Genomic DNA, 19,690 nt, shown 5'->3' with positions numbered 1-19,690 from the left:
ACCAAATTCAATATCACTCCCTTATACTTCTTTTTCTTTTGGGTGTGGGGTTTGTTTTTTTTTTTTAACGTCCTGGGGGGGGGGGGCCCGCCCGGCGCGGGGGGCGCCCCTCGCTTTTGCCCGGGCGCGCCGGGGCGGTACGGTCATCGGTCACGGGGTGTGTACGCGGAGAAGGGCGGAGGGGCGTCGATGGCGATTGCCAAGGCCGAGCGGCTGATGAATCTGGCGCTGTGTCTGCTGGGGACCCGCCGGCCGCTCAGCAAGCGGGAGTTGCGGGGTTCCATCGAGGCCTATCTGGAAGCCGGCAACGACGAGTCCTTCAACCGCATGTTCGAGCGCGACAAGGACGACCTGCGCGAACTGGGCCTGGTCATCGAGACGGTGGAGAACCTGGAGGGCGAGATCGGCTACCTCGCCCGCCGGGACAGCAACCGGCTGCCGCCCGTCTCCCTGGACGCCGAGGAGGCCGCCGCGCTCGGACTGGCGGCCAAGGTCTGGCAGCAGGCCCGCCTCGCGGGCGCCGCCAACGGGGCCCTGCAGAAGCTGCGCGCCGGCGGGATGCCGGAGGCCGGCGACCCGGACGAGGGCCGGCACAGCGCCATCGAGCCGCGCATCCCGGTCCACGAGGCGGCCTTCGAGCCGCTGATGCTGGCCTGCCGGGACCGCAGGCCGGTGGTCTTCGACTACCGCAAGTCCACCGCCGCCCGGCCCGAGACCCGCCAGGTGGAGCCCTGGGCGCTGGAGTGCTGGCGCGGCCACTGGTACCTGGCCGGCTTCGACCGCGACCGGGGGGCGGAGCGGGTGTTCCGGCTGTCCCGGATCACCGGCAAGGTCCGCTCGCGGGCCGCCGCGTACACGGCCGAGGTGCCCGACGTGGTGACCGTGCGGGAGACCGTGGCGAGCTGGGCCGGGGAGAGCGCGGACCGTTCGGCGCAAATTCGGCTGCGCCCCGGGGCGGGCTATCCGCTGCGGGCGAAGGCGACGGCGGTGCGGGAGGGCGGGGTGGACGGCTGGGACGAGCTGGAGATCCCGTACGGGCACGGGCTGGACGCCTGGCTGGTGGAGTTCGGGCCCGACGTGGTGGTCCTGGGCCCCGCCGACCTGAGGGCGGACGTGCTGGACCGGCTGCGCGCCGTGGCCGGGGCCTGACCGGGGGCCCGACCGGGGTCCGCCGGACCCGGACAGGGGGAGCCGCCGGACGGCGCAGCGGCCGCAGGACAGGGCGGTCCGGGCCGGAGCGGCCGCCCGGCGCCGCACCTCGCGGCGCGGGCCCCGCCAGCACGATCGCCGCCGCACCATTCGCAGAGCACGCCCTGAGGGGGAGACGTACCAGCATGGCTGCCAACGCCATCGACCAGACCCGCCGGATGCTGTCCCTGGTGACCTACCTGCGCGAGCGCCCCGGGGCGCACGTCGCCGACGTCGCGCGCGCCTTCGGCATCACCGAGGACGAGCTGATCTCGGACCTCGACGTGCTGCCCATGTGCGGCACGAGTTTCCGCGGCGGCGACCTGCTCGACATCGACACCGACGGGGAGCGCATCTGGTGGCGCAATCCCGACGCCTCGGGGGAGTCGACGGCCGAGCCGCTGCGGCTGGCCGCCGACGAGGCGACCGCGCTGCTGGTCGCCGCGCGCGCGGTGGCCACACTGCCCGGACTGCGTGAGAGCGACCGGGACGCGCTGCTGCGCGCCACCGCCAAGCTGGAGGCGGCCGCCGGCGAGGCCGCCGGGGCCAGCGCCCGCCTGTCGGTGACCTTCGAGTCCGAGGGCGGGGTCTTCGCGGACGTGGACCGGGCCATCGCGGAGCGCCGGCGGCTGTGGCTGCGCTACTACTCGCCCGCGCGCGACGAGCTCACCGAACGCACGGTGGACCCGATCCGCCTCTTCGCGGTGGGGCACACGTACATGGAGGGGTGGTGCCACCTCTCGGAGGCGCGGCGCACCTTCCGCCTCGACCGGGTGGCCGAGATCCGTCTGCTGGACGAGCGGGCGGAACCGCCGGCCATCGAGCCGCGCGACCTGTCCGAGGGCCTGGTGCAGCCCGCCGCCGAGGACCCGGAGGTGGTGGTCGAGGTGGGGCCGGGCGGGCGCTGGGTCGCCGAGTACTACCCGCACGACAGTGCCGAGGAGCTGCCCGGGGGAGGACTGCGGATCACCCTGCGCAGCCCCGATCCGGCGTCCCTGCGGCGGCTGGCGCTGCGGCTGGGCCGCGAGGGGCGGATCGTCGCTCCGGCCGCGCTCGCGGAGAGTGCGCGCAGCGCCGCGAGGGAAGCCTTGGCGGGATACGGGGAACAGGTCTGAGGGGAGCGTCGGTCGATGTCGCCTACGTCCGGGTCCGTCGCGTTCAAGGCGGCCTGTCCCGACTGCCGGGCCCGTTTCGAGCTGGACGCGGGCGCCCTGCGCCTGGCCATCGGCGGCAGCCGGCGGAGCACGTTCTACTCCTTCACCTGCCCGGAGTGCGGTGCGGCCGTCCGCAAACCGGCCGGTGAGCGGATCGTGGAACTGCTGACCGGGGGCGGCGTGCGCACCCTGCGCAGCGTCTGACCCCGCCGGTGGCCTACGCTCGTCCCATGCTGTGGCCCATGATCGCAATCGCCCTGGGTTTCCTGGGGGTCGCCGTCCTCGGCGTCCTGGCCGTGCGGGTCTACGTGGAAGTGCGCAGACTCACCGACCAGGTCGCCCGGGCGAGCCGCCGGATCTCCGACGCCTCCGGGGACCTGGAGCGGGCGGCCGCGGACCTGGCCCGCGCGGGCCGGACCGTCCACCCGTAGGACAGGCGCTCCGGAAACCGGGACGAACCCGTGCGAAGGGAGCCCCGGCCGCCCTGCCCCGCGCAAGCGGGGAGACGCCGGGGGATTGCCGCGCGTTAACCCCCGGGGGTTACGATCCTTGCCTGAGCGGTCACCGGATTCCGTCCGGTCCGCCCGGAAGCCACCACAACCAGCCGTTTCGGTGAGAAGGAAGACACACATGATCGGCAATATGAAGCCCCTTGAGATTCTTCTGATCATCGCTGTCATCGTGCTGCTGTTCGGCGCCAAGAAGCTCCCCGAGATGGCCCGCTCCCTCGGCAAGTCGGCCCGTATCCTCAAGAGCGAGGCCAAGGCGATGAAGAAGGACGGGGAGTCCGAGGACGCCGCCGCGGCTGCCGCCGCCGCGACGGTCGCCGACCCGGTGCAGCCGGTCGCCCCGCGCACCATCAAGGCCGCGCCCGGCGACGTGACCAGCTCCCGGCCCGTGACCGAGCCGAACCGCACCGCCCAGGGCTGACACCCGCCGTACGCGCCAGTCATCTGCAACGAGACAAGGGACGTGGGTTGTTCAAGTCTGCCCGCAAGCAGGGGAAAGCGGACAAGGACGCCGAAGGGCGGATGCCTCTTGTCGAGCACCTGCGTGAGCTGAGAAACCGCCTGCTGAGGTCGGTGCTGGCGATCCTGGTGATCACTTTCGTGGCCGCCTTCTTCTACCGGGACATCATCAACTTCCTGCTGAAGCCGATGCTCGACTCCGTCGGCTGCACCAACGGCGTGGTGACCCAGCGCAACGGCCGCCCCTGCGCCGACATGACGGTGAACGGCCTCATCTCGGCGTTCTCGATCGCCCTGAAGGTCTCGTTGACGGCCGGGGTGGTGCTCTCCGCGCCGGTGTGGCTGTACCAGCTGTGGGCCTTCGCCGCGCCCGGGCTGCACCACCACGAGAAGAAGTACGCGCGCAGCTTCGTCGCGGTCGGCGCTCCGCTGTTCGCCACCGGCGCCGTGCTCGCGTACAAGATCCTTCCGCAGACCGCGACGATCCTGCTGGAGTTCACCCCCGACCACGCGCGCAACCTGCTGCCGGTCGACGACTACCTCGACCTGGTCACCCGCATGGTGATCGTCTTCGGCCTGGCCTTCGAGCTTCCGCTGCTGCTGATCCTGCTGAACTTCACCGGGGTGCTCACCGCGAAGCGGCTGGCGGGCTGGTGGCGCGCCATGGTCCTCGGCATCACGGTCTTCGCGGCCTTCGCGACGCCCACCGGCGACCCGCTCACCATGCTGGCGCTCGCGGGCCCCATCGTGGCGCTCTACTTCGTCGCCCTCGGCATCTGCATGATCAACGACCGCCGGCGCAGGCGCAACGACCCGGACGCGGGCCTGGACGACGACGAGGCCTCCGACCTGGACCTCACCCCGGCTCCCATCGGCGCGATGGAACCGGTCGGGCCGCCCCCGGCGCTGCCCGGCCAGGCCGACGGCGGACGCCAGCGGATCAACGGGTACGACGACGCGACCTGACGGGTCCGTCCCCGCGGCCCCGCCCCGGGAGGCCCTCCGCCTGCCCGCGCGGCACTCCCGCCCCCTCCCATTAAATGATCGGGACTGTTGTCGGAGGGGGCGGGTAGGCTCGATCCCAAGATGACCGAAGAACTCTCCCCCGCCGAGCGCTACGCCGCCGCCCGGATCCGCGCCGCCGAAGAGGCCACCGCGCTGCACCCCTTCCGCGAGATGTACGACTTCGAGCTGGACCCGTACCAGATCGAGGCCTGCAGGGCACTGGAGGCCGGCAAGGGCGTCCTGGTGGCCGCCCCGACCGGCTCGGGCAAGACCATCGTCGGCGAGTTCGCGGTCCACCTGGCCCTGGAGCAGGGCCGCAAGTGCTTCTACACGACGCCGATCAAGGCCCTGTCGAACCAGAAGTACGCCGACCTCGTCAAGCGCTACGGCGCCGCCAAGGTGGGCCTGCTGACCGGCGACAACAGCGTCAACGCCGACGCTCCCGTGGTCGTGATGACCACCGAGGTCCTGCGCAACATGCTGTACGCGGGCTCCCAGGCGCTGACCGGCCTCGGGTACGTCGTGATGGACGAGGTGCACTACCTCTCCGACCGGTTCCGCGGAGCCGTCTGGGAGGAAGTGATCATCCACCTCCCCGAGTCGGTGACCCTGGTGTCGCTGTCGGCCACCGTGTCCAACGCGGAGGAGTTCGGCGACTGGCTGGACACCGTGCGCGGCGACACCGAGGTGATCGTCTCCGAGGAGCGGCCCGTACCGCTGTGGCAGCACGTGATGGCCGGCCGCCGGATCTACGACCTCTTCGAGGAGGAGTCCGACCACGGAGGCCGCGGCTCCGCCCGCCGGGAGGTCAATCCGGACCTGCTGCGCATGGCGCGCGAGGAGAACAGCCGCACCTACAGTCCCAAGGACCGGCGGCGCGGCAAGATGGTCCGCGAGGCCGACCGCGAGCGCGAACGGCGCTCCCGGGGCCGGATCTGGACGCCGAGCCGGCCGGAGGTCATCGCCCGCCTCGACGGCGACGGGCTGCTGCCCGCCATCAACTTCATCTTCAGCCGGGCCGGTTGTGAGGCCGCCGTCCAGCAGTGCCTGTTCGCGGGCCTCCGGCTCAACGACGAGGCCGCCCGGGCGACGGTGCGCGGGATCGTCGAGGCGCGGACCTCCTCGATCCCCACCGAGGACCTGCACGTCCTGGGGTACTACGAGTGGCTCGAAGGCCTGGAGCGGGGCATCGCCGCGCACCACGCGGGCATGCTGCCCACCTTCAAGGAGGTGGTGGAGGAGCTCTTCGTCCGCGGCCTCGTCAAGGCCGTCTTCGCCACCGAGACCCTGGCGCTGGGCATCAACATGCCCGCGCGCACGGTGATCCTGGAGAAGCTGGTCAAGTGGAACGGCGAGCAGCACGCCGACATCACCCCCGGCGAGTACACCCAGCTCACCGGCCGGGCCGGGCGGCGCGGCATCGATGTCGAGGGCCACGCGGTGGTGCTGTGGCAGCGCGGCATGGACCCGGTGTCGCTGGCCGGGCTCGCGGGTACCCGTACGTACCCGCTGCGCTCCAGCTTCAAGCCGTCCTACAACATGGCCGTGAACCTGGTCAGCCAGTTCGGCCGGCACCGCTCGCGCGAGCTGCTGGAGACCTCCTTCGCGCAGTTCCAGGCCGACCGCTCGGTCGTCGGGATCTCCCGGCAGGTCCAGCGCAACGAGGAAGGCCTGGAGGGCTACCAGGAGGGCATGACCTGCCACCTCGGGGACTTCGAGGAGTACGCGCAACTGCGCCGCGACCTCAAGGACCGCGAGACGGACCTCGCCAAGCAGGGCGCCGCCCAGCGGCGGGTGCAGGCCGCCGCCTCGCTGGAGAAGCTCAAGCCCGGCGACATCATCCACGTGCCGACGGGCAAGTTCGCCGGGCTCGCGCTGGTCCTGGACCCGGGCGTGCCGGCCGGGCGGGTCCACGGGCACCGGGGGCACGAGTACGCCGAGGGTCCGCGCCCGCTGGTGCTCACCGCGGAGCGGCAGGTCAAGCGGCTCGCCGCGATCGACTTCCCGGTGCCGGTCGAGGCGCTCGACCGGATGCGGATCCCGAAGACCTTCAACGCGCGCTCCCCGCAGTCCCGTCGGGACCTGGCCTCGCAGATGCGGACCAAGGCCGGTCACCTGACGGTGGAGAAGCGCGGGCGCGGCCGGGCCGCGGCCGCCGACGACCGCGAGATCGCCCGGCTGCGGACGGAGCTGCGGGCGCACCCGTGCCACGGCTGCGACGAGCGCGAGGACCACGCCCGTTGGGCGGAGCGCTACCACCGGCTCAAGCGGGACACCCAGCAGCTGGAGCGGCGGATCGAGGGCCGGACGAACACCATCGCCCGCACCTTCGACCGGATCCACGCCCTCCTCACCGAACTGGACTACCTGCGCGAGGACGAGGTGACCGTGCACGGCAAGCGGCTCGCCCGCCTGTACGGAGAGCTCGACCTGCTGGCGTCCGAATGCCTGCGGGCCGGCGTCTGGGAGGGCCTGAGCCCCGCCGAACTCGCCGCCTGCGTCTCGGCGCTGGTGTTCGAGGCGCGGCAGTCCGACGACGCGGTCGCGCCGAAGGTCCCGGGCGGGGCGGCGAAGGCCGCGCTCGGCGAGATGGTCCGGATCTGGGGCCGGCTCGACGCCCTGGAGGAGGAGCACCGCATCAACCAGACCGAGGGCGTGGGCCAGCGCGAGCCGGACCTCGGCTTCGCGTGGGCGGCGTACCAGTGGGCCTCCGACAAGAGCCTGGACGAGGTGCTGCGCGAGGCCGAGATGCCGGCCGGGGACTTCGTGCGCTGGTGCAAGCAGGTCATCGATGTGCTGGGCCAGGTCGCGGCCGCGGCCCCCTCGGCCGGCGGGGACAGCGGCAGCACGGTGGCGCGCAATGCCCGCAAGGCGGTCGACGCGCTACTTCGGGGCGTAGTGGCCTACAGCTCCGTCGGCTAGGCGGATTTGGGGCTTCCTCTAAGAGGGGGACTGGCCTGATCTGATCTCTTGCCATGATCGGATCGGCGTGCCGTGTGGGACGATCGGCGCATGAGTGGGGCAGCAGAGGAAGGGCCGAGACGGGTCGGTCGGCCACGCGCCGACCGGCTGCGACCGGACAGCGGCCGGCCGCCGCGCGAGGAGCTCCTCGCCGCGGCGGCCGAGCTGTTCACCGTCCGGGGATACGGGGCGACGACGACACGGGCGGTCGCCGAACGGGCCGGTATGCGTCAGGCCACGATGTACCACTACGTCGCGGGCAAGGAGGACCTCCTCGCCGAACTGCTGGAGTCCACGGTCGCGCCCTCGCTGGCGCTGGCCCGCACCCTGCTGGCCGACTCGGGCCGGTGCGCCGCGCGGCGGCTGTGGGAGCTGTGCCGCTCCGATGTGCTGCTGCTGTGCGGCGGCCCGTGCAACCTGGGCGCGCTGTACCTGCTGCCCGAGGTGGGCGGCTCGCGGTTCGCGCCGTTCCGTCGGATGCGGGACGAACTGAAGGACGCCTACCGCGCGTTGCTCGGCGGGACGCACGTGGGCAGGGAACTGGCCGGGGACAAGGCCGGGCTGGCTCTGCGGGGCGACCTGGTCTTCGGGCTCATCGAGGGCGTCATGCTGATCCACCGCGCGGATCCGGCGCGGCCGGTGGAGACCTTCGCGGAGGCCACCGCGGACGCCGCGCTGCGGATCGCCGGGGTCGTCTCCCCCCGCTAGGTGGTCTCTTTCGGATCGTGTCCGCCGGCCACGTCCTGGACCCCCGCTTCCCAAGCGGCCCACTCGTCCCAGGCGGTGAGGGTCCTGCGGCTCTCGAACCGGTGCGCTGTGCCGGTGAGGGGATCGGTGAACTCCAGTACGCGGGCCAGGAGCTGGAGCGGCCGCCGGTAGTCGTCGGGGGCCGGATCGGTGACCCGCGGATAGACCGGGTCGCCGAGGATGGGCAGCCCGAGCGAGTTCATGTGCACCCGCAGCTGGTGGGTGCGGCCGGTGTGCGGGGTCAGCCGGTAGCGGCCCAGACCGCCCCGCGCGGCGACGAGCTCGACGAGGCTCTCGGCGTTGGGCGCGGCGCCGGGGACCTCGACCGCCGCGATGACGCCCCGGGTCTTCTCGATCCGGCTGCGGACCGTGCGCGGGAAGTCGAGCGCCGGGTCGTACGCCGCGACCGCCTCGTACTCCTTGCGTACGCGGCGCTGCTGGAAGAGGAGCTGGTACGCGCCCCGGTCCGGCGGGCGGACGCTGAACATGACGAGGCCGGCCGTCAGCCGGTCCAACCGGTGCGCGGGGCTGAGGGCGGGCAGGTCCAGCTCCGCGCGCAACCGGGCCAGAGCGGTCTGGGTGACGTGGCTGCCGCGCGGCGTGGTCGCCAGGAAGTGCGGCTTGTCCACGACGAGGAGGTGCGCGTCGCGGTGCACGACCCGGACGGGGAACGGCACCGGCGCCTCCGCGGGCAGGTCCCGGTGGAACCACAGGTGGGCGCCCGGCTCGTACGGGTCCCGGGCGCTCAGCACGAGGCCGCCGGGGCCCAGCACCCGGCCGGCGTGCAGCAGGCGGGCGACGGCCTCCGCGCCCGGGCCGCCCGCGTAGTGCGCGGCGAGGTAGCTGCCCAGGTCGGGCCAGGTCCCGTCCGGGTCGGGCGGCAGGCGCAGGTGGACGGGGTCGATTCCGGCGCGCTGGGGGAGGGGCGAGGGGGGCGGCTGGGCTCTGCGTCTCATCGGGGGACAGGCTATGCCGTCACCGCTCGGTGAACTGCCCGGGCGGTCGGCGGTCGGCGGCGGGCGGTGACGGGAGGGCCGACGGCTCCCCCCCCACGCGGGGTGCGGGGAGGTCAGGCGGCGGCGTTGTGGCGGAGTTCCTGCTCGGCCTCCACCGCGGCGTTCCAGTCCCGCTTGATCGCGCGCCAGCCCTCGTCCGTCTCGCCCAGGCGCCAGTAGCCCGAGATCGACAGGCGTTCGCGCGGGACGCCGCGCTCCATGCGCAGGTGGCGGCGGAGCTCCTTGACGAAGCCGGCCTCGCCGTGGACGAAGGCGTGGACGTCGCCGCCGGGGAACCGCAGCGAGGTGACCGCCTCGACCAGGGCCTCGCCGAGCGGGCGGCCGCCGCGGTGCAGCCACACGGGCGCGATCCCGTCCGGTGCGGCGATCCTCTGCTCGTCCTGCGGTCCCTCGACCTCGATGAAGGCGTGCACCCGCGCCCCCGCGGGCATCCGCTCCAGCGTCGCGGCGATCGCCGGCAGGGCGCTCTCGTCGCCCGCGAGCAGGTGCCAGTCCGCCGCCGGGTCCGGGGCGTAGGCGCCGCCGGGGCCGAGGAAGTGGACGGGTTCGCCCGGCTGGACCCGCGCGGCCCAGGGGCCGGCCGTGCCCTCGTCCCCGTGGACGACGAAGTCCAGGGTCAGCTCCCGCCGCGCCGGGTCCCAGGCCCGTACGGTGTACGCGCGCTGGCGCGGCCACAGGTTGCGGGGGAAGTCGGCGCGGATCCGCTCCAGGTCCCACGGCGCGGGGTAGCGGACGCCCTGCGGGGCGAAGAGGAGCTTCACGTAGTGGTCGGTGAACTCGCCCGCGCCGAATCCGGCCAATCCGTCACCGCCCAGCACGACTCTCACCATGTGCGGTGTCAGCCGCTCGGTGCGTACCACGACGGCGGTGCCGACGGTGCGGGCGCGTCCTTCTGCCACGGTCTCTCCCCGGAGTCCCCTGATACTTAGGATTACCTAAGTTAGCACCTCAGGAGCGCAGCGCACTGCTGAGCCGCGATACCGCTCCGCCGAGACCCCACCGATGGGCGAGTGCGTCGACCAGTTCCGGCTGTGCCGGGAGGGTCGGAAGTGCCGGGTCGAACGGGGGCAGCGGGACGTCGGAGGCCACCTTGACCACGGTCGGGGCCACCGCGAGATAGGGCCGGGACTCGTCCAGGCGCTTGCGCTGGGTGAGGGTCAGCTTCGACTTCGGGTCGTCGATCGCGGCGATGATCCCGGCGAGCGAGCCGTAGGCGTCCAGGAGCTTCGCGGCCGTCTTCTCGCCGACACCCGGCACGCCCGGCAGGCCGTCGCTGGGGTCCCCGCGCAGCAGGGCCAGGTCCGCGTACCCGGGCCCGTCCACCCCGTACTTCTCCCGCAGCCAGGCCTCGTCCGTGACCTGGAGGCTGCCGACGCCCTTGAGCGGGTAGAGCACCCGCCGCTGCCGGGCGTCGTCCACCAGCTGGTAGAGGTCACGGTCGCCCGTGACGATGTCCACCGGGCCGGTCGCGCGGGTGGTGAGCGTACCGATCACGTCGTCCGCCTCGTACCCGTCGACCCCGACGCGGGCGATACCGAAGGCGTCCAGCGCCGCCTCGATGATCGGGACCTGCGGGGCGAGGGTGTCCGGGGTCTCCTCCAGGTCCGGACCCGACTCGCTCTCCCGTGCGACCCGGTGGGCCTTGTAGGAGGGGATCAGCTCGACCCGCCAGTGCGGCCGCCAGTCGGCGTCCATGCAGGCGACCAGATCGTCGGGCCGGTGGTCCTGCACCAGCCGGCCGATGAAGTCCAGCAGTCCGCGGACCGCGTTGACCGGGGTGCCGTCGGGGGCCTTCACGGAGTCCGGCACGCCGAAGTAGGCGCGGTAGTAGAGGGAGGCGGTGTCCAGCAGCATCAGGCGTCGTGTCGTCACACAGACGATGATGCCGCAACCACCCGCACGCCTCCCCGCCCGGCAGCCACGGACCGTGACCGGGCGGCCGTAGGGAAGTGACGGTGCCGGGGAGCGGTGGACTCGTGCGCGCGAAACCGGGGGCGGTTGCTGCGTAAGGTGCTTACAGCACACCGATGTGGGACGGACATGGGGAGGGCAGCCCCGACATGAACAGCAGGGACGGCAGGGACGGCCCGGACGCCGAGCCCGGCGCGTCGGACGACAAGGGCAGGGACAAGGACGGCAAGGAACCGCTCCGGGTGGGCGTGGCCGTACGCAAACGGCGTCGCGCCCTCCACCTCACCCTGGCCGCCGTCTCGGCGCGAAGCGGCCTGTCGGTGCCCTTCCTGAGCCAGATAGAGAACGAGCGGGCCCGGCCCAGCATGCGGTCCCTGGAGCGGGTCGCGGACGCGCTGGAGACCACGGCCGTCGAACTGCTGGCCGCCTCCGACACCGCCCGCACGGTGGACCTCGTACGCGCCGGCGACGAACCCGGACTCAGCCCCGTCCCCGGCGTACGGCCCCTGGTACGCGGCCACCACCAGCTGCACGCATTGGAGTTCACCGGTGACCAGGACGCGGGCCGCGAGTACCAGCACCGCAACGACGAGCTGATGTACGTCGTCGCCGGCGCCTGCCAGGTGGAGGCGGAGGGGCGGGCCTACCGGCTGGAGAGCGGGGACGCGCTCTTCCTGTCGGGCGGCGTGCGCCACCGCTGGCGCGCCGTCACCGAGGACACCCGCATCCTGGTGGTGGCCGTGGGCGAGCACATCCACGCCACGTCCGAGCCGCCGTCGCCCGGGCGTTGAGCGCGGTGCGCCGCAGGGTGGTCTCGCTGGTGCCCTCGCTGACCGAGGCGGTGGCGGTGACCGCGCCCGGGCTGCTGGTCGGGGTCACCGACTGGTGCACGCATCCCGCCCGACTCGGCGGTGCGGAGCGCATCGGGGGGACGAAGAACCCCGACGTACGGCGGATCGCGGCGCTGCGCCCGGACCTGGTGATCGCCAACGAGGAGGAGAACCGGGCCCCGGACCTGGCGGAGCTGCGGGCGGCCGGGGTCGACGTGCTGCTCACCGAGGTCCGGGACCTGCCGCAGGCGCTGCGCGAACTGGACCGGGTCCTGGTGGGGGCACTGGGGCTGACGAGGCCCGGGTGGCTGGCGGACGCCGAGGCCGCGTGGGCCCGCGCGCGGCCGCTCGGCCCGGTGACCGCCTTCGTACCGGTGTGGCGGCGGCCGTGGATGGTGCTCGGCCGGGACACCTTCGCCGGGGACCTGCTGGCCCGCCTCGGCGTGCGCAACGCGTACGCCGGCCACGCCGACCGTTATCCGAGGGTGCCCGCGAGCGAGCTGGCGGACGCCGGCTGCGACCTGGTGGTGCTGCCCGACGAGCCGTACCGCTTCACGGCCGGGGACGGCCCGGAGGCCTTCCCCGGGCTCCCGGCCGCGCTCGTCAGCGGGCGTCACCTGACCTGGTACGGGCCCTCCCTGGCCCAGGCGCCCGCGGTGCTGGCGCGGGCGCTGGAGGAGGGGCTGGCGGCGGCCCGCTGACGGGTGGACGCGCGCCGGGGGCGGGTTCTTCGGGACGGGGGTCAGCGCGGGGCGGCCAGGAGGCGGCCGCTGAACAGGCCGCGCAGCGTGTGCACGGCGGCGAGCAGCCAGGCCGTCAGCAGGGTGAGGAAGAGCGCCGCGGCGAGCCAGGCGAAGGCGGTCAGACCGGTGTGGCGGGCCAGGCCGGCGGCGCCGGTGACGCAGGTGCCCACCGGGAAGGTCAGGGCCCACCAGGTCATGGTGAAGCCCATCCCGGCGCGGGCGGCCCGGACGAGCATCGCCCCGGCCAGGGCCAGCCACAGCAGCGCGAAGCCCGTCACGGGGACCCCGTACACCACCGCGAGGGCTCCCAGCGCGCCCGCGTAGGGGGCGCCGATCGCCCCGGGCGCCATGTCCGCGAGCTGGTTGACGGCGGTGGTGGACTGTCCGAGCGGGCCCAGGACCAGGAAGAGGGCAGGGGTGAGGGCCAGGGGCAGCGGGCCGCTCACGATCAGCCGGCCGAGCACCAGGGGCAGCATCAGCAGGGTGGCGAACAGGCTGACGCCGAACATCGCGTAGCAGGCCAGCAGCATGGCCTCGCGGGGCTGGCCCTGGGGCAGGTGGGGTATCAGCAGCGGGCCCAGGGCGGCGGAGACCATCGGGGCGACCAGGGGGAGCAGCCAGACGGGGGTGGCCTGGCTCGGCTCGACCGTGTGGCGGACCACCATCAGGTACGGCACCGCCACGGCCGTGACCAGGCCGATCGCGGTGCCGGCGGTGAAGAGCACGGCGTCGGCGGCGACGGCCGCGCCGGTGCCGATCAGGTCCTTGCCGACGATCAGGGTGGCGCCGCCCACGGCCAGCAGGGCCATCGAGAGGCAGCCGTAGAAGGGGGCGACGGCGGGGTCGAGGAGATGGGCCCGGGCCTGGTCGCGGTGGTGGACCCAGTGCCCGGCCCGGGCCGCGAGCAGCACCGCGAGGGCGACGGCCGACAGCGCCCAGACGATCTGGCAGGCCACCCGCTGGCCGGGGACCTGGTACGGCAGGGTCGCGCCGGCGTTGGCGACGACCGCCGTCCCCATGACGCAGGCGTACCAGTTCGGGCCGAGGTGCCGGAGGGCCTGGTGGGCCCGGGGGGCGGTCCCGGTGGTGCGGGGGGTGCGGGGTCGCACGAGGGTGGTGGCCATGGGTCCAGGGTCCCGGCGGCGGGGACCGGACGGCAGAGGCCATCTCGCTATAAGGCCATAAACTGATGTTATGGGTGATGAGGAGCGGGTTCCGTTGGCGCACCGGGTGCCGGACCTGGGCGCGCTGGAACTGCTGCTCGCGGTCGCACGGGTCGGCAGCCTCAGCGGCGCGGCCCGGCGGCTGGGCATCACCCAGCCCGCGGCCAGCAGCCGGATCCGGGCGATGGAGACACGGCTGGGGGTGGCCCTGGTGGACCGGTCGCCGCGCGGCTCGACGCTGACGGCGGAGGGCGCGCTCGTCACGGACTGGGCTCGGAAGGTCGTGGAGGCCGCCGAGGCCTTCGACGCGGGCGCGCAGGCGCTGCGCGGGCGGCGGGACTCGCGGCTGCGGGTGGCCGCCAGTATGACCATCGCGGAGTACCTGCTGCCCGGATGGCTGATCGCGCTGCGCGGGCAGCGGCCGGACACGGCGGTGTCGCTGCACGCGGGGAACTCCGCGGTGGTCGCGGCGCGGGTGCTCGCGCACGAGGCGGACCTGGGCTTCGTGGAGGGGCTGACGGTGCCGGAGGGGCTGGACTCGGCGGTGATCGCGCAGGACCGGCTGGTGGTGGCGGTGGCGCCGGGGCACGCGTGGGCGCGGCGCTCGCGGGGGGTGGGGGCCGCGGAACTGGCCGCGATGCCGCTCATTCTGAGGGAGCGGGGGTCGGGGACGCGGCAGGTGCTGGACGCGGCGCTGGCGGGGTACGGGGGGTTGGCGGCGCCGCTGCTGGAGCTGGCGTCGACGACGGCGGTGAAGGCGGCGGCGTTGAGCGGCGCGGGGCCGTGCGTGCTGTCGGAGCTGGCGGTGGGGGACGAGTTGGCGGCGCGGCGGCTGGTGGAGGTGCCGGTGGGCGGGGCGGCGCTGGGGCGGGAGCTGCGGGCCGTGTGGTCGGCGGGGGCCCGTCCTGCGGGGCCGGCGCGGGATCTGCTGTCGCTGACGCGCGGGGGCGGGTAGGCGCGGCCCGGCCGGGTGGCTCCGCCGGGTGGCTCCGCCGGGTGGCTCCGCCGGGGCCCCGGGGCCGTGCCTCAAGCGCCGGCCGCACTGGAGGGGGGGCTCAAGCATCGGGCGGGCTGGAGGGGGGCTCAAGCGTTGGCCGGGCTGAGGGGGGCCGCCGGGGGGATGGGGTCAGGGGACTGGGATGGGGGTGTGGAGGGCGGCGGCTTCGATCAAGGAGTCCATGACGCGGGTGTCCTTGTCGCGCTCCGGGTGCCACTGGACGCCCAGGACCCAGCGCGCCGGGTCGGGGAGTTCGATTGCCTCCACCGTGCCGTCGGCGGCGTGCGCCGAGGCGATCAGGCCGCGGCCCAGGCGCGCGACGGCCTGGTGGTGGTAGGTCGGGACCTGCGCCTCCTCCGGGACCAGGGCCGCGTACCGGGTGCCCGGGACCGGGGTGACCGGGTGCCAGGAGGTGACTCCCGGGATCTCGTAGTGCCCGTCGATGTGCTGGATCAGGGTGCCGCCCAGGGCCACGTTGAGCGCCTGCATGCCCCGGCAGATGCCGAGCACCGGCAGGTCGGCGTCCAGCGCGGCCCCGATCAGGGCGAGCTCCCAGTGGTCGCGGACCGTCGCCGGCTCCCCCGTACGGGAGTCGCGGGCGGCGCCGTAGTGGACCGGGTCCACGTCCGGTCCGCCCGCGACGACCAGGCCGTCCAGTCGGCTCAACACCTCCGCCGCCGCCCCGGGTTCGTCCGGCGGGAGCAGCACGGCCGCGCCGCCCGCCGCCTGGACGAGCTCGTAGTACCCGGTGGGCACGAGGGACGTGGGGAGGTCCCATACGCCGTAGCGGGTGGACTCCTCCACGTAGGTGGTGATGCCGATGAGCGGCCGTGACACGGTCTTGCCTCCAGGATGGGGTCGGGGGTAGGGGCCAGGCTTTCAGTCGCGGGCCAGTTCCGCCTCGGCTTCCGCCAGGGCCGCGAACTCCTCCTCGGGCGCGGAGGCCACGAGGTGGTGCCGACTGTAGAACGCGAAGTACGCCAGTGCGAACGCGTACACGGCCAGCGCGATGAAGGCCGCGTCCTTGTCCACGAGGAAGGTGGCGACCAGGGCCGACAGGGCGAGCACGAAGGCCACCGAGGAGGTCGCCATGCCGCCGGGGGTGCGGTAGGGGCGCTCCAGGTCCGGCTCCCGGCGGCGCAGCACGATGTGCGAGAGGGCCATCAGGGCGTAGGAGATGGTCGCGCCGAACACCGCGATGTTGAGCATCCGGGCCCCGTTGCCGGTCGCCGCGGCGAGCGCGAAGCCGATCGCGCCGGGGATGACGAGGCCCAGGTACGGGGCTTTGCGCTTCGAGGTGAGCGAGAGGAAGCGGGGCAGGTAGCCGGCCCGCGAGAGGGCGAACAGCTGGCGCGAGCCCGCGTAGATGAGGGAGAAGAAGGAGGCCACCAGGCCCGCGAGCCCCGCGTAGTTCACGAAACGGCTCAGCGCGGTCGGGCCGTCGTCGCCCTCCAGCGCGACGACCAGGGGGTTGCCGGCGGACTTGACGGCGTCCGCGCCCTGCGCGCCGGTCGCGGCGAGGAAGGTGATCAGGGCCAGCAGGGCGAGGACGCCCATGGAGATGGCGAGCGCCCTGGGCATGGAGCGGACCGGGTCCTTCGCCTCCTCGGCCGCCAGCGGTACGCCCTCCACGCCGAGGAAGAACCACATCCCGAAGGGGAAAGCGGCCCAGATGCCGAGTACGCCCAGCGGCAGCCACGAGTTCGAGCCGAAGGCGCTCGCGTCGACCGGGATGTCGTTCAGGCCGTCGGCGTCGAACTCGGTCAGGGCGCCGACCGCGAAGATCAGCAGGGCGGCGACCGCGACAGCGGTCACGACGAGGCTGAATCGCAGCGCCTCGCCGACCCCCCAGAGGTGGACGCCGATGAAGACCACGAAGCAGCCGAGGTAGACGGGCCAGCCGGAGGTGAGTCCGAAGAGGCCGAGGGACTCGACGTAGTCGCCGATGAAGATGACGATCGCCGCCGGGGCCAGGATGTACTCGATGAGGATGGCGGTGCCGGTGAGGAAGCCGCCCCAGGGGCCGAGCGCGCGGCGGGCGAACCCGTATCCGCCGCCGGCGGTCGGCAGGACGGTGGACAGCTCGGCGAGGGAGAAGACCAGGCAGGCGTACATCGCGCCCATCAGGACGGTGGCGATGGCGAGGCCGCCGAAGCCGCCCTTCTCCAGGCCGACGTTCCAGCCGGAGAAGTCCCCGGAGACGACGTAGGCGACGCCGAGGCCGGTCAGCAGCAGCCAGCCGGCGCTGCCGCGGCGCAGGGTGCGGCGCTCCAGGTAGTCGCCCTCGGGTGACGGGGTGGGTGCGGGCACGGCGGTCCGCCGTGCCTCGATGTCGTCGGCCATCGTGCGCTCCTGCCTCGGGGCAATGGTTGTGGGGCGTACCTTTGTCGCAGAGGGGTGGAGAGCGCAAGACCTCTGCGGTAAACAGCGGTGACGAATGCCTCCCGCCGGCTGCCCGGCTGCCCCGCTTCCCCGGTCGCCCGGCCGGCGAGCGCCTCAGGCCAGGAAGCCCCGCAGCAGCGCCGCCGTGCCGCAGCAGTGCTCGCGCATCGCCGCGCGGGCCCCGGCCGCGTCCCCGGCCAGGACCGACTCGACGAGCGCGGTGTGCTGCTGCTGGGAGTGCTCCAGGTTGCGCACCAGCAGCGGAATGCAGTCGAGCAGGTCGTTGACGGTGGCCCGGACGGCCGCGTACTGGGCCGTCAGGGTGGCGGATCCGGCCAGTTCGCACAGGGTGAGGTGGAAGAGCGTGTCCTGGCGCCGGTAGTCGGCGAGCGGGGCGTCGTGGGTGGCGGTCAGGGCGGCGAGCAGCCGCTCGGTGCCCTCCTCGGTGAGCCCCTGGTCCGCGCAGAGCCCGGCCGCGCCCACCTCCAGCACCTCGCGGAAGCGGAGGGCGTCCTCGATGTCGACGCCCGCGACGCGCCGCCGCAGCTCCTCCTCCGCGCCGCCCGCCGGTGTGTCGGGGCGGGGCAGCACAAACGTTCCGCCGTACCGGCCGCGCCGCGCCTCCACCAGCCCCTGGTCCTGCAGTACCTTCAGCACCTCGCGCAGCGTGACCCGGCTGATCCCCATCCGCTCCGCCAACTCCCGCTCGGGCGGCAGCCGTTCCCCGCCGGGTACCAGACCCAGCCGGACCACCTGGAGGATCTGCTCCAGCGCCTCCTCGAAACCGCTGCCCGCCCGCACCTGCCGCAGTACGGGATCCAGCCGCCGGGCGGCGCCGCCCCCACTCGCCGAATCGGTCATCTCGGCTCCTCCCCTTCCCAAGCAATGGTTCTATTCAATACCTTAGGCGCACTCGGCTCACCGAAGGAGAGATTCCCGTGGTAGACCGCAAGCCGCCGCTGGCGCCCGAGGAGCTCCGCTCCCTCGTCGCCGACGGTGAGATCGACACCGTCGTCCTGGCGTTCCCCGACATGCAGGGGCGCCTCCAGGGCAAGCGGTTCGCCGCACAGTTCTTCCTGGACGAGGTCCTCGCGCACGGCACCGAGGGCTGCAACTACCTGCTCGCCGTGGACACCGACATGAACACCGTCGACGGGTTCGAGATGTCCTCGTGGGACCGGGGCTACGGCGACTTCGCCATGCACCCCGACCTCGCCACCCTGCGCCGCATCCCCTGGAACCCCGGCAGCGCCTTCGTGCTCGCCGACCTGGCCTGGGCCGACGGCTCGCCCGTGGTCGCCGCGCCCCGGCAGATCCTGCGCCGCCAGCTGGAACGCCTCGCCGAGCACGGCTACACCGCGATGGTCGGCACCGAGCTGGAGTTCATGGTCTTCCAGGACACCTACGAGGAGGCCTGGAACGCCAACTACCGCGGCCTGACCCCCGCGAACCAGTACAACATCGACTACTCCGTCCTCGGGACCGGCCGCGTCGAGCCCCTGCTGCGCCGCATCCGCAACGAGATGCAGGCCGCGGGCCTGGTCGTGGAGTCGGCGAAGGGGGAGTGCAACCTCGGACAGCACGAGATCGCCTTCCGCTACGACGAGGCGCTGACCACCTGCGACCAGCACGCCGTCTACAAGACGGGGGCAAAGGAGATCGCGGCCCAGGAGGGCGTGTCGCTCACCTTCATGGCCAAGTACGACCAGCGCGAGGGCAACTCCTGCCATATCCACCTCTCCCTGGGGGACGCCGACGGGCGCAATGCCATGGCCGGTGACGGACCGGGCGGGATGTCACCCGTGATGCGGCATTTCCTGGCCGGCCAGCTGGCCGCCCTGCGCGACTTCTCCCTTCTCTACGCCCCCAACATCAACTCCTACAAGCGTTTCCAGCCGGGATCCTTCGCGCCGACCGCCGTCGCCTGGGGCGTGGACAACCGGACCTGCGCGCTGCGCGTCGTCGGCCACGGCCGCTCGATGCGCTTCGAGAACCGCCTCCCGGGCGGTGACGTCAACCCGTACCTGGCCGTGGCCGGCCTCGTCGCCGCCGGCCTGTACGGCATCGAGCACCGGCTGGAGCTGCCGGAGGTCTGCGCCGGGAACGCCTACGCCGGTGACTACGCCCACGTCCCCGCCACGCTGCGGGAGGCCGCGGAGCTGTGGGAGAACAGCGCGATCGCCAAGGACGCCTTCGGCCCCGAGGTGGTCGCCCACTACCGGAACATGGCCCGCGTCGAGCTGGAGGCGTACGACTCCGCCGTCACCGACTGGGAGCTGCGCCGCTCCTTCGAACGGCTGTAGACCTCGCCCCCGGCCCCCGGCCCCCGGCCGCCCCGCCGCAGCCGCCCGCACCCGTATCGCCCCGCACCCGCACACCTTCGAACGTCTGTGAGGCACCCCCGTTGTCCGATGTGCTGGAAGTCCTGAATCCGGCCACCGAGGAGACCGTCGCCACCGTCCCGGCCGCCACACGGGACGATGTCGACGCCGCGGTGGCCCGGGCCGCGGCCGGGCCCCCCCCCCCGGGGGCGGGGGCGGCCGCCGCCCCGGCCGCGCGGGGGGGCCGCCGGGCCGCCGAGGTGGGCGGCGGCCAGGGCGGAAGGGGCCCGCCGGTGGGTGGGCG

General features: G+C 73.5%; 20 protein-coding genes. 13 read left to right on the top strand and 7 right to left on the bottom strand.

The genetic code is table 11. The annotated features are described in order from the left end of the window. Nucleotides 1-189: 189 nt before the first annotated feature. The 8 genes from ACFWUQ_RS14175 (at nt 190) to ACFWUQ_RS14140 (ending at nt 7,984) form a co-directional block, all read left to right on the top strand. A complete protein-coding gene (locus ACFWUQ_RS14175; RefSeq protein ID WP_384537414.1) occupies nt 190-1,149 on the top strand; it encodes a helix-turn-helix transcriptional regulator in 960 nt (319 codons plus the stop codon). A 185-nt stretch (nt 1,150-1,334) separates the two neighbouring features. Next, entirely contained in the window at nt 1,335-2,303 is a 969-nt protein-coding gene (locus ACFWUQ_RS14170; RefSeq protein ID WP_384537412.1) for a helix-turn-helix transcriptional regulator, read from the top strand. A gap of 15 nt (nt 2,304-2,318) precedes the next feature. Continuing rightward, on the top strand, nt 2,319-2,546 hold the full coding sequence (locus ACFWUQ_RS14165; protein ID WP_384537411.1) for a hypothetical protein: 228 nt from the start codon (nt 2,319-2,321) through the stop codon (nt 2,544-2,546). Nucleotides 2,547-2,572: 26 nt separating this feature from the next. Beyond that, the gene (locus tag ACFWUQ_RS14160; protein ID WP_384537408.1) at nt 2,573-2,773 is read left to right on the top strand and encodes a hypothetical protein; all 201 of its coding nucleotides are present in this window, start codon (nt 2,573-2,575) and stop codon (nt 2,771-2,773) included. A 199-nt stretch (nt 2,774-2,972) separates the two neighbouring features. Beyond that, nucleotides 2,973-3,272, top strand: coding sequence for a Sec-independent protein translocase subunit TatA (gene tatA / locus ACFWUQ_RS14155; RefSeq protein ID WP_384537406.1), 300 nt, complete (start codon nt 2,973-2,975; stop codon nt 3,270-3,272). A 47-nt stretch (nt 3,273-3,319) separates the two neighbouring features. Further along, nucleotides 3,320-4,276: a twin-arginine translocase subunit TatC gene (tatC, locus tag ACFWUQ_RS14150; protein ID WP_384537403.1), complete on the top strand. Its 957-nt coding sequence runs from the start codon at nt 3,320-3,322 to the stop codon at nt 4,274-4,276. 120 nt (nt 4,277-4,396) lie between these two features. Beyond that, nucleotides 4,397-7,237: a DEAD/DEAH box helicase gene (locus ACFWUQ_RS14145; protein WP_384537401.1), complete on the top strand. Its 2,841-nt coding sequence runs from the start codon at nt 4,397-4,399 to the stop codon at nt 7,235-7,237. Nucleotides 7,238-7,327: 90 nt separating this feature from the next. Next, a complete protein-coding gene (locus ACFWUQ_RS14140) occupies nt 7,328-7,984 on the top strand; it encodes a TetR/AcrR family transcriptional regulator (RefSeq protein ID WP_384537399.1) in 657 nt (218 codons plus the stop codon). On the opposite strand, the gene ACFWUQ_RS14135 is transcribed toward ACFWUQ_RS14140, so the two are convergent. The 3 genes from ACFWUQ_RS14135 to ACFWUQ_RS14125 form a co-directional block, all read right to left on the bottom strand. Further along, complete coding sequence (locus ACFWUQ_RS14135) at nt 7,981-8,979, bottom strand: RluA family pseudouridine synthase (RefSeq protein ID WP_384537396.1); 999 nt, start codon at nt 8,977-8,979, stop codon at nt 7,981-7,983. The two genes, ACFWUQ_RS14140 and ACFWUQ_RS14135, sit on opposite strands and share 4 nt — an antisense overlap. Before the next feature lie 113 nt (nt 8,980-9,092). After that, the gene (locus ACFWUQ_RS14130; protein ID WP_384537393.1) at nt 9,093-9,938 is read right to left on the bottom strand and encodes a siderophore-interacting protein; all 846 of its coding nucleotides are present in this window, start codon (nt 9,936-9,938) and stop codon (nt 9,093-9,095) included. Nucleotides 9,939-9,987: 49 nt separating this feature from the next. Continuing rightward, nucleotides 9,988-10,893 (bottom strand): 5'-3' exonuclease H3TH domain-containing protein, encoded by a 906-nt coding sequence (locus ACFWUQ_RS14125; RefSeq protein WP_384537467.1) that lies wholly within the window; start codon nt 10,891-10,893, stop codon nt 9,988-9,990. Nucleotides 10,894-11,099: 206 nt separating this feature from the next. Here ACFWUQ_RS14125 and ACFWUQ_RS14120 point away from each other — a divergent pair, with 206 nt between their 5' ends. Both ACFWUQ_RS14120 and ACFWUQ_RS14115 read left to right on the top strand, forming a co-directional pair. Then, the gene (locus ACFWUQ_RS14120; RefSeq protein WP_384537391.1) at nt 11,100-11,741 is read left to right on the top strand and encodes a helix-turn-helix domain-containing protein; all 642 of its coding nucleotides are present in this window, start codon (nt 11,100-11,102) and stop codon (nt 11,739-11,741) included. Beyond that, a complete protein-coding gene (locus ACFWUQ_RS14115) occupies nt 11,738-12,481 on the top strand; it encodes a helical backbone metal receptor (RefSeq protein ID WP_384537388.1) in 744 nt (247 codons plus the stop codon). The genes ACFWUQ_RS14120 and ACFWUQ_RS14115 overlap by 4 nt, the downstream gene beginning before the upstream one ends. Before the next feature lie 41 nt (nt 12,482-12,522). Here the strand turns inward: ACFWUQ_RS14115 and ACFWUQ_RS14110 are convergent, their stop codons facing one another. Next, the gene (locus ACFWUQ_RS14110; protein ID WP_384537385.1) at nt 12,523-13,647 is read right to left on the bottom strand and encodes a TDT family transporter; all 1,125 of its coding nucleotides are present in this window, start codon (nt 13,645-13,647) and stop codon (nt 12,523-12,525) included. A gap of 70 nt (nt 13,648-13,717) precedes the next feature. Between ACFWUQ_RS14110 and ACFWUQ_RS14105 the strand changes: the two genes are divergently transcribed. Then, a complete protein-coding gene (locus tag ACFWUQ_RS14105) occupies nt 13,718-14,641 on the top strand; it encodes a LysR family transcriptional regulator (RefSeq protein WP_384537382.1) in 924 nt (307 codons plus the stop codon). Between the two features lie 171 nt (nt 14,642-14,812). Here ACFWUQ_RS14105 and ACFWUQ_RS14100 read toward each other — a convergent pair whose 3' ends face one another. The 3 genes from ACFWUQ_RS14100 to ACFWUQ_RS14090 all read right to left on the bottom strand — a co-directional run bounded on the left by ACFWUQ_RS14100 (nt 14,813) and on the right by ACFWUQ_RS14090 (nt 17,926). After that, nucleotides 14,813-15,520, bottom strand: coding sequence for a gamma-glutamyl-gamma-aminobutyrate hydrolase family protein (locus tag ACFWUQ_RS14100; RefSeq protein ID WP_384537380.1), 708 nt, complete (start codon nt 15,518-15,520; stop codon nt 14,813-14,815). A 42-nt stretch (nt 15,521-15,562) separates the two neighbouring features. Further along, nucleotides 15,563-17,026, bottom strand: coding sequence for an ethanolamine permease (eat, locus tag ACFWUQ_RS14095; protein ID WP_384537377.1), 1,464 nt, complete (start codon nt 17,024-17,026; stop codon nt 15,563-15,565). A 153-nt stretch (nt 17,027-17,179) separates the two neighbouring features. Further along, complete coding sequence (locus ACFWUQ_RS14090; protein WP_384537374.1) at nt 17,180-17,926, bottom strand: FadR/GntR family transcriptional regulator; 747 nt, start codon at nt 17,924-17,926, stop codon at nt 17,180-17,182. 77 nt (nt 17,927-18,003) lie between these two features. Between ACFWUQ_RS14090 and ACFWUQ_RS14085 the strand changes: the two genes are divergently transcribed. Both ACFWUQ_RS14085 and ACFWUQ_RS14080 read left to right on the top strand, forming a co-directional pair. Then, nucleotides 18,004-19,368, top strand: coding sequence for a glutamine synthetase family protein (locus ACFWUQ_RS14085; RefSeq protein WP_384537371.1), 1,365 nt, complete (start codon nt 18,004-18,006; stop codon nt 19,366-19,368). Nucleotides 19,369-19,469: 101 nt separating this feature from the next. Continuing rightward, a partial coding sequence (locus ACFWUQ_RS14080) for an aldehyde dehydrogenase family protein (protein WP_384537369.1) occupies nt 19,470-19,690 on the top strand: 221 nt, incomplete at its 3' end.

Origin of the sequence: Streptomyces sp. NPDC058662 (assembly GCF_042716255.1) — a bacterium.
GTDB lineage: Bacteria > Actinomycetota > Actinomycetes > Streptomycetales > Streptomycetaceae > Streptomyces.
This window is presented reverse-complemented; position numbering and strand designations above follow the sequence as displayed.

Coding starts and splice junctions, on each gene's coding strand:
- ACFWUQ_RS14175 (WP_384537414.1), top strand. CDS start 190: ATGGCGATTGCCAAGGCCGAGCGGCTGATGAATCTGGCGCTGTGTCTG.
- ACFWUQ_RS14135 (WP_384537396.1), bottom strand. CDS start 8,979: ATGAGACGCAGAGCCCAGCCGCCCCCCTCGCCCCTCCCCCAGCGCGCC.
- ACFWUQ_RS14110 (WP_384537385.1), bottom strand. CDS start 13,647: ATGGCCACCACCCTCGTGCGACCCCGCACCCCCCGCACCACCGGGACC.
- ACFWUQ_RS14105 (WP_384537382.1), top strand. CDS start 13,718: ATGGGTGATGAGGAGCGGGTTCCGTTGGCGCACCGGGTGCCGGACCTG.
- ACFWUQ_RS14120 (WP_384537391.1), top strand. CDS start 11,100: ATGAACAGCAGGGACGGCAGGGACGGCCCGGACGCCGAGCCCGGCGCG.
- eat (WP_384537377.1), bottom strand. CDS start 17,026: ATGGCCGACGACATCGAGGCACGGCGGACCGCCGTGCCCGCACCCACC.
- ACFWUQ_RS14140 (WP_384537399.1), top strand. CDS start 7,328: ATGAGTGGGGCAGCAGAGGAAGGGCCGAGACGGGTCGGTCGGCCACGC.
- ACFWUQ_RS14090 (WP_384537374.1), bottom strand. CDS start 17,926: ATGACCGATTCGGCGAGTGGGGGCGGCGCCGCCCGGCGGCTGGATCCC.
- ACFWUQ_RS14170 (WP_384537412.1), top strand. CDS start 1,335: ATGGCTGCCAACGCCATCGACCAGACCCGCCGGATGCTGTCCCTGGTG.
- tatA (WP_384537406.1), top strand. CDS start 2,973: ATGATCGGCAATATGAAGCCCCTTGAGATTCTTCTGATCATCGCTGTC.
- ACFWUQ_RS14165 (WP_384537411.1), top strand. CDS start 2,319: ATGTCGCCTACGTCCGGGTCCGTCGCGTTCAAGGCGGCCTGTCCCGAC.
- ACFWUQ_RS14145 (WP_384537401.1), top strand. CDS start 4,397: ATGACCGAAGAACTCTCCCCCGCCGAGCGCTACGCCGCCGCCCGGATC.
- ACFWUQ_RS14125 (WP_384537467.1), bottom strand. CDS start 10,893: ATGCTGCTGGACACCGCCTCCCTCTACTACCGCGCCTACTTCGGCGTG.
- ACFWUQ_RS14160 (WP_384537408.1), top strand. CDS start 2,573: ATGCTGTGGCCCATGATCGCAATCGCCCTGGGTTTCCTGGGGGTCGCC.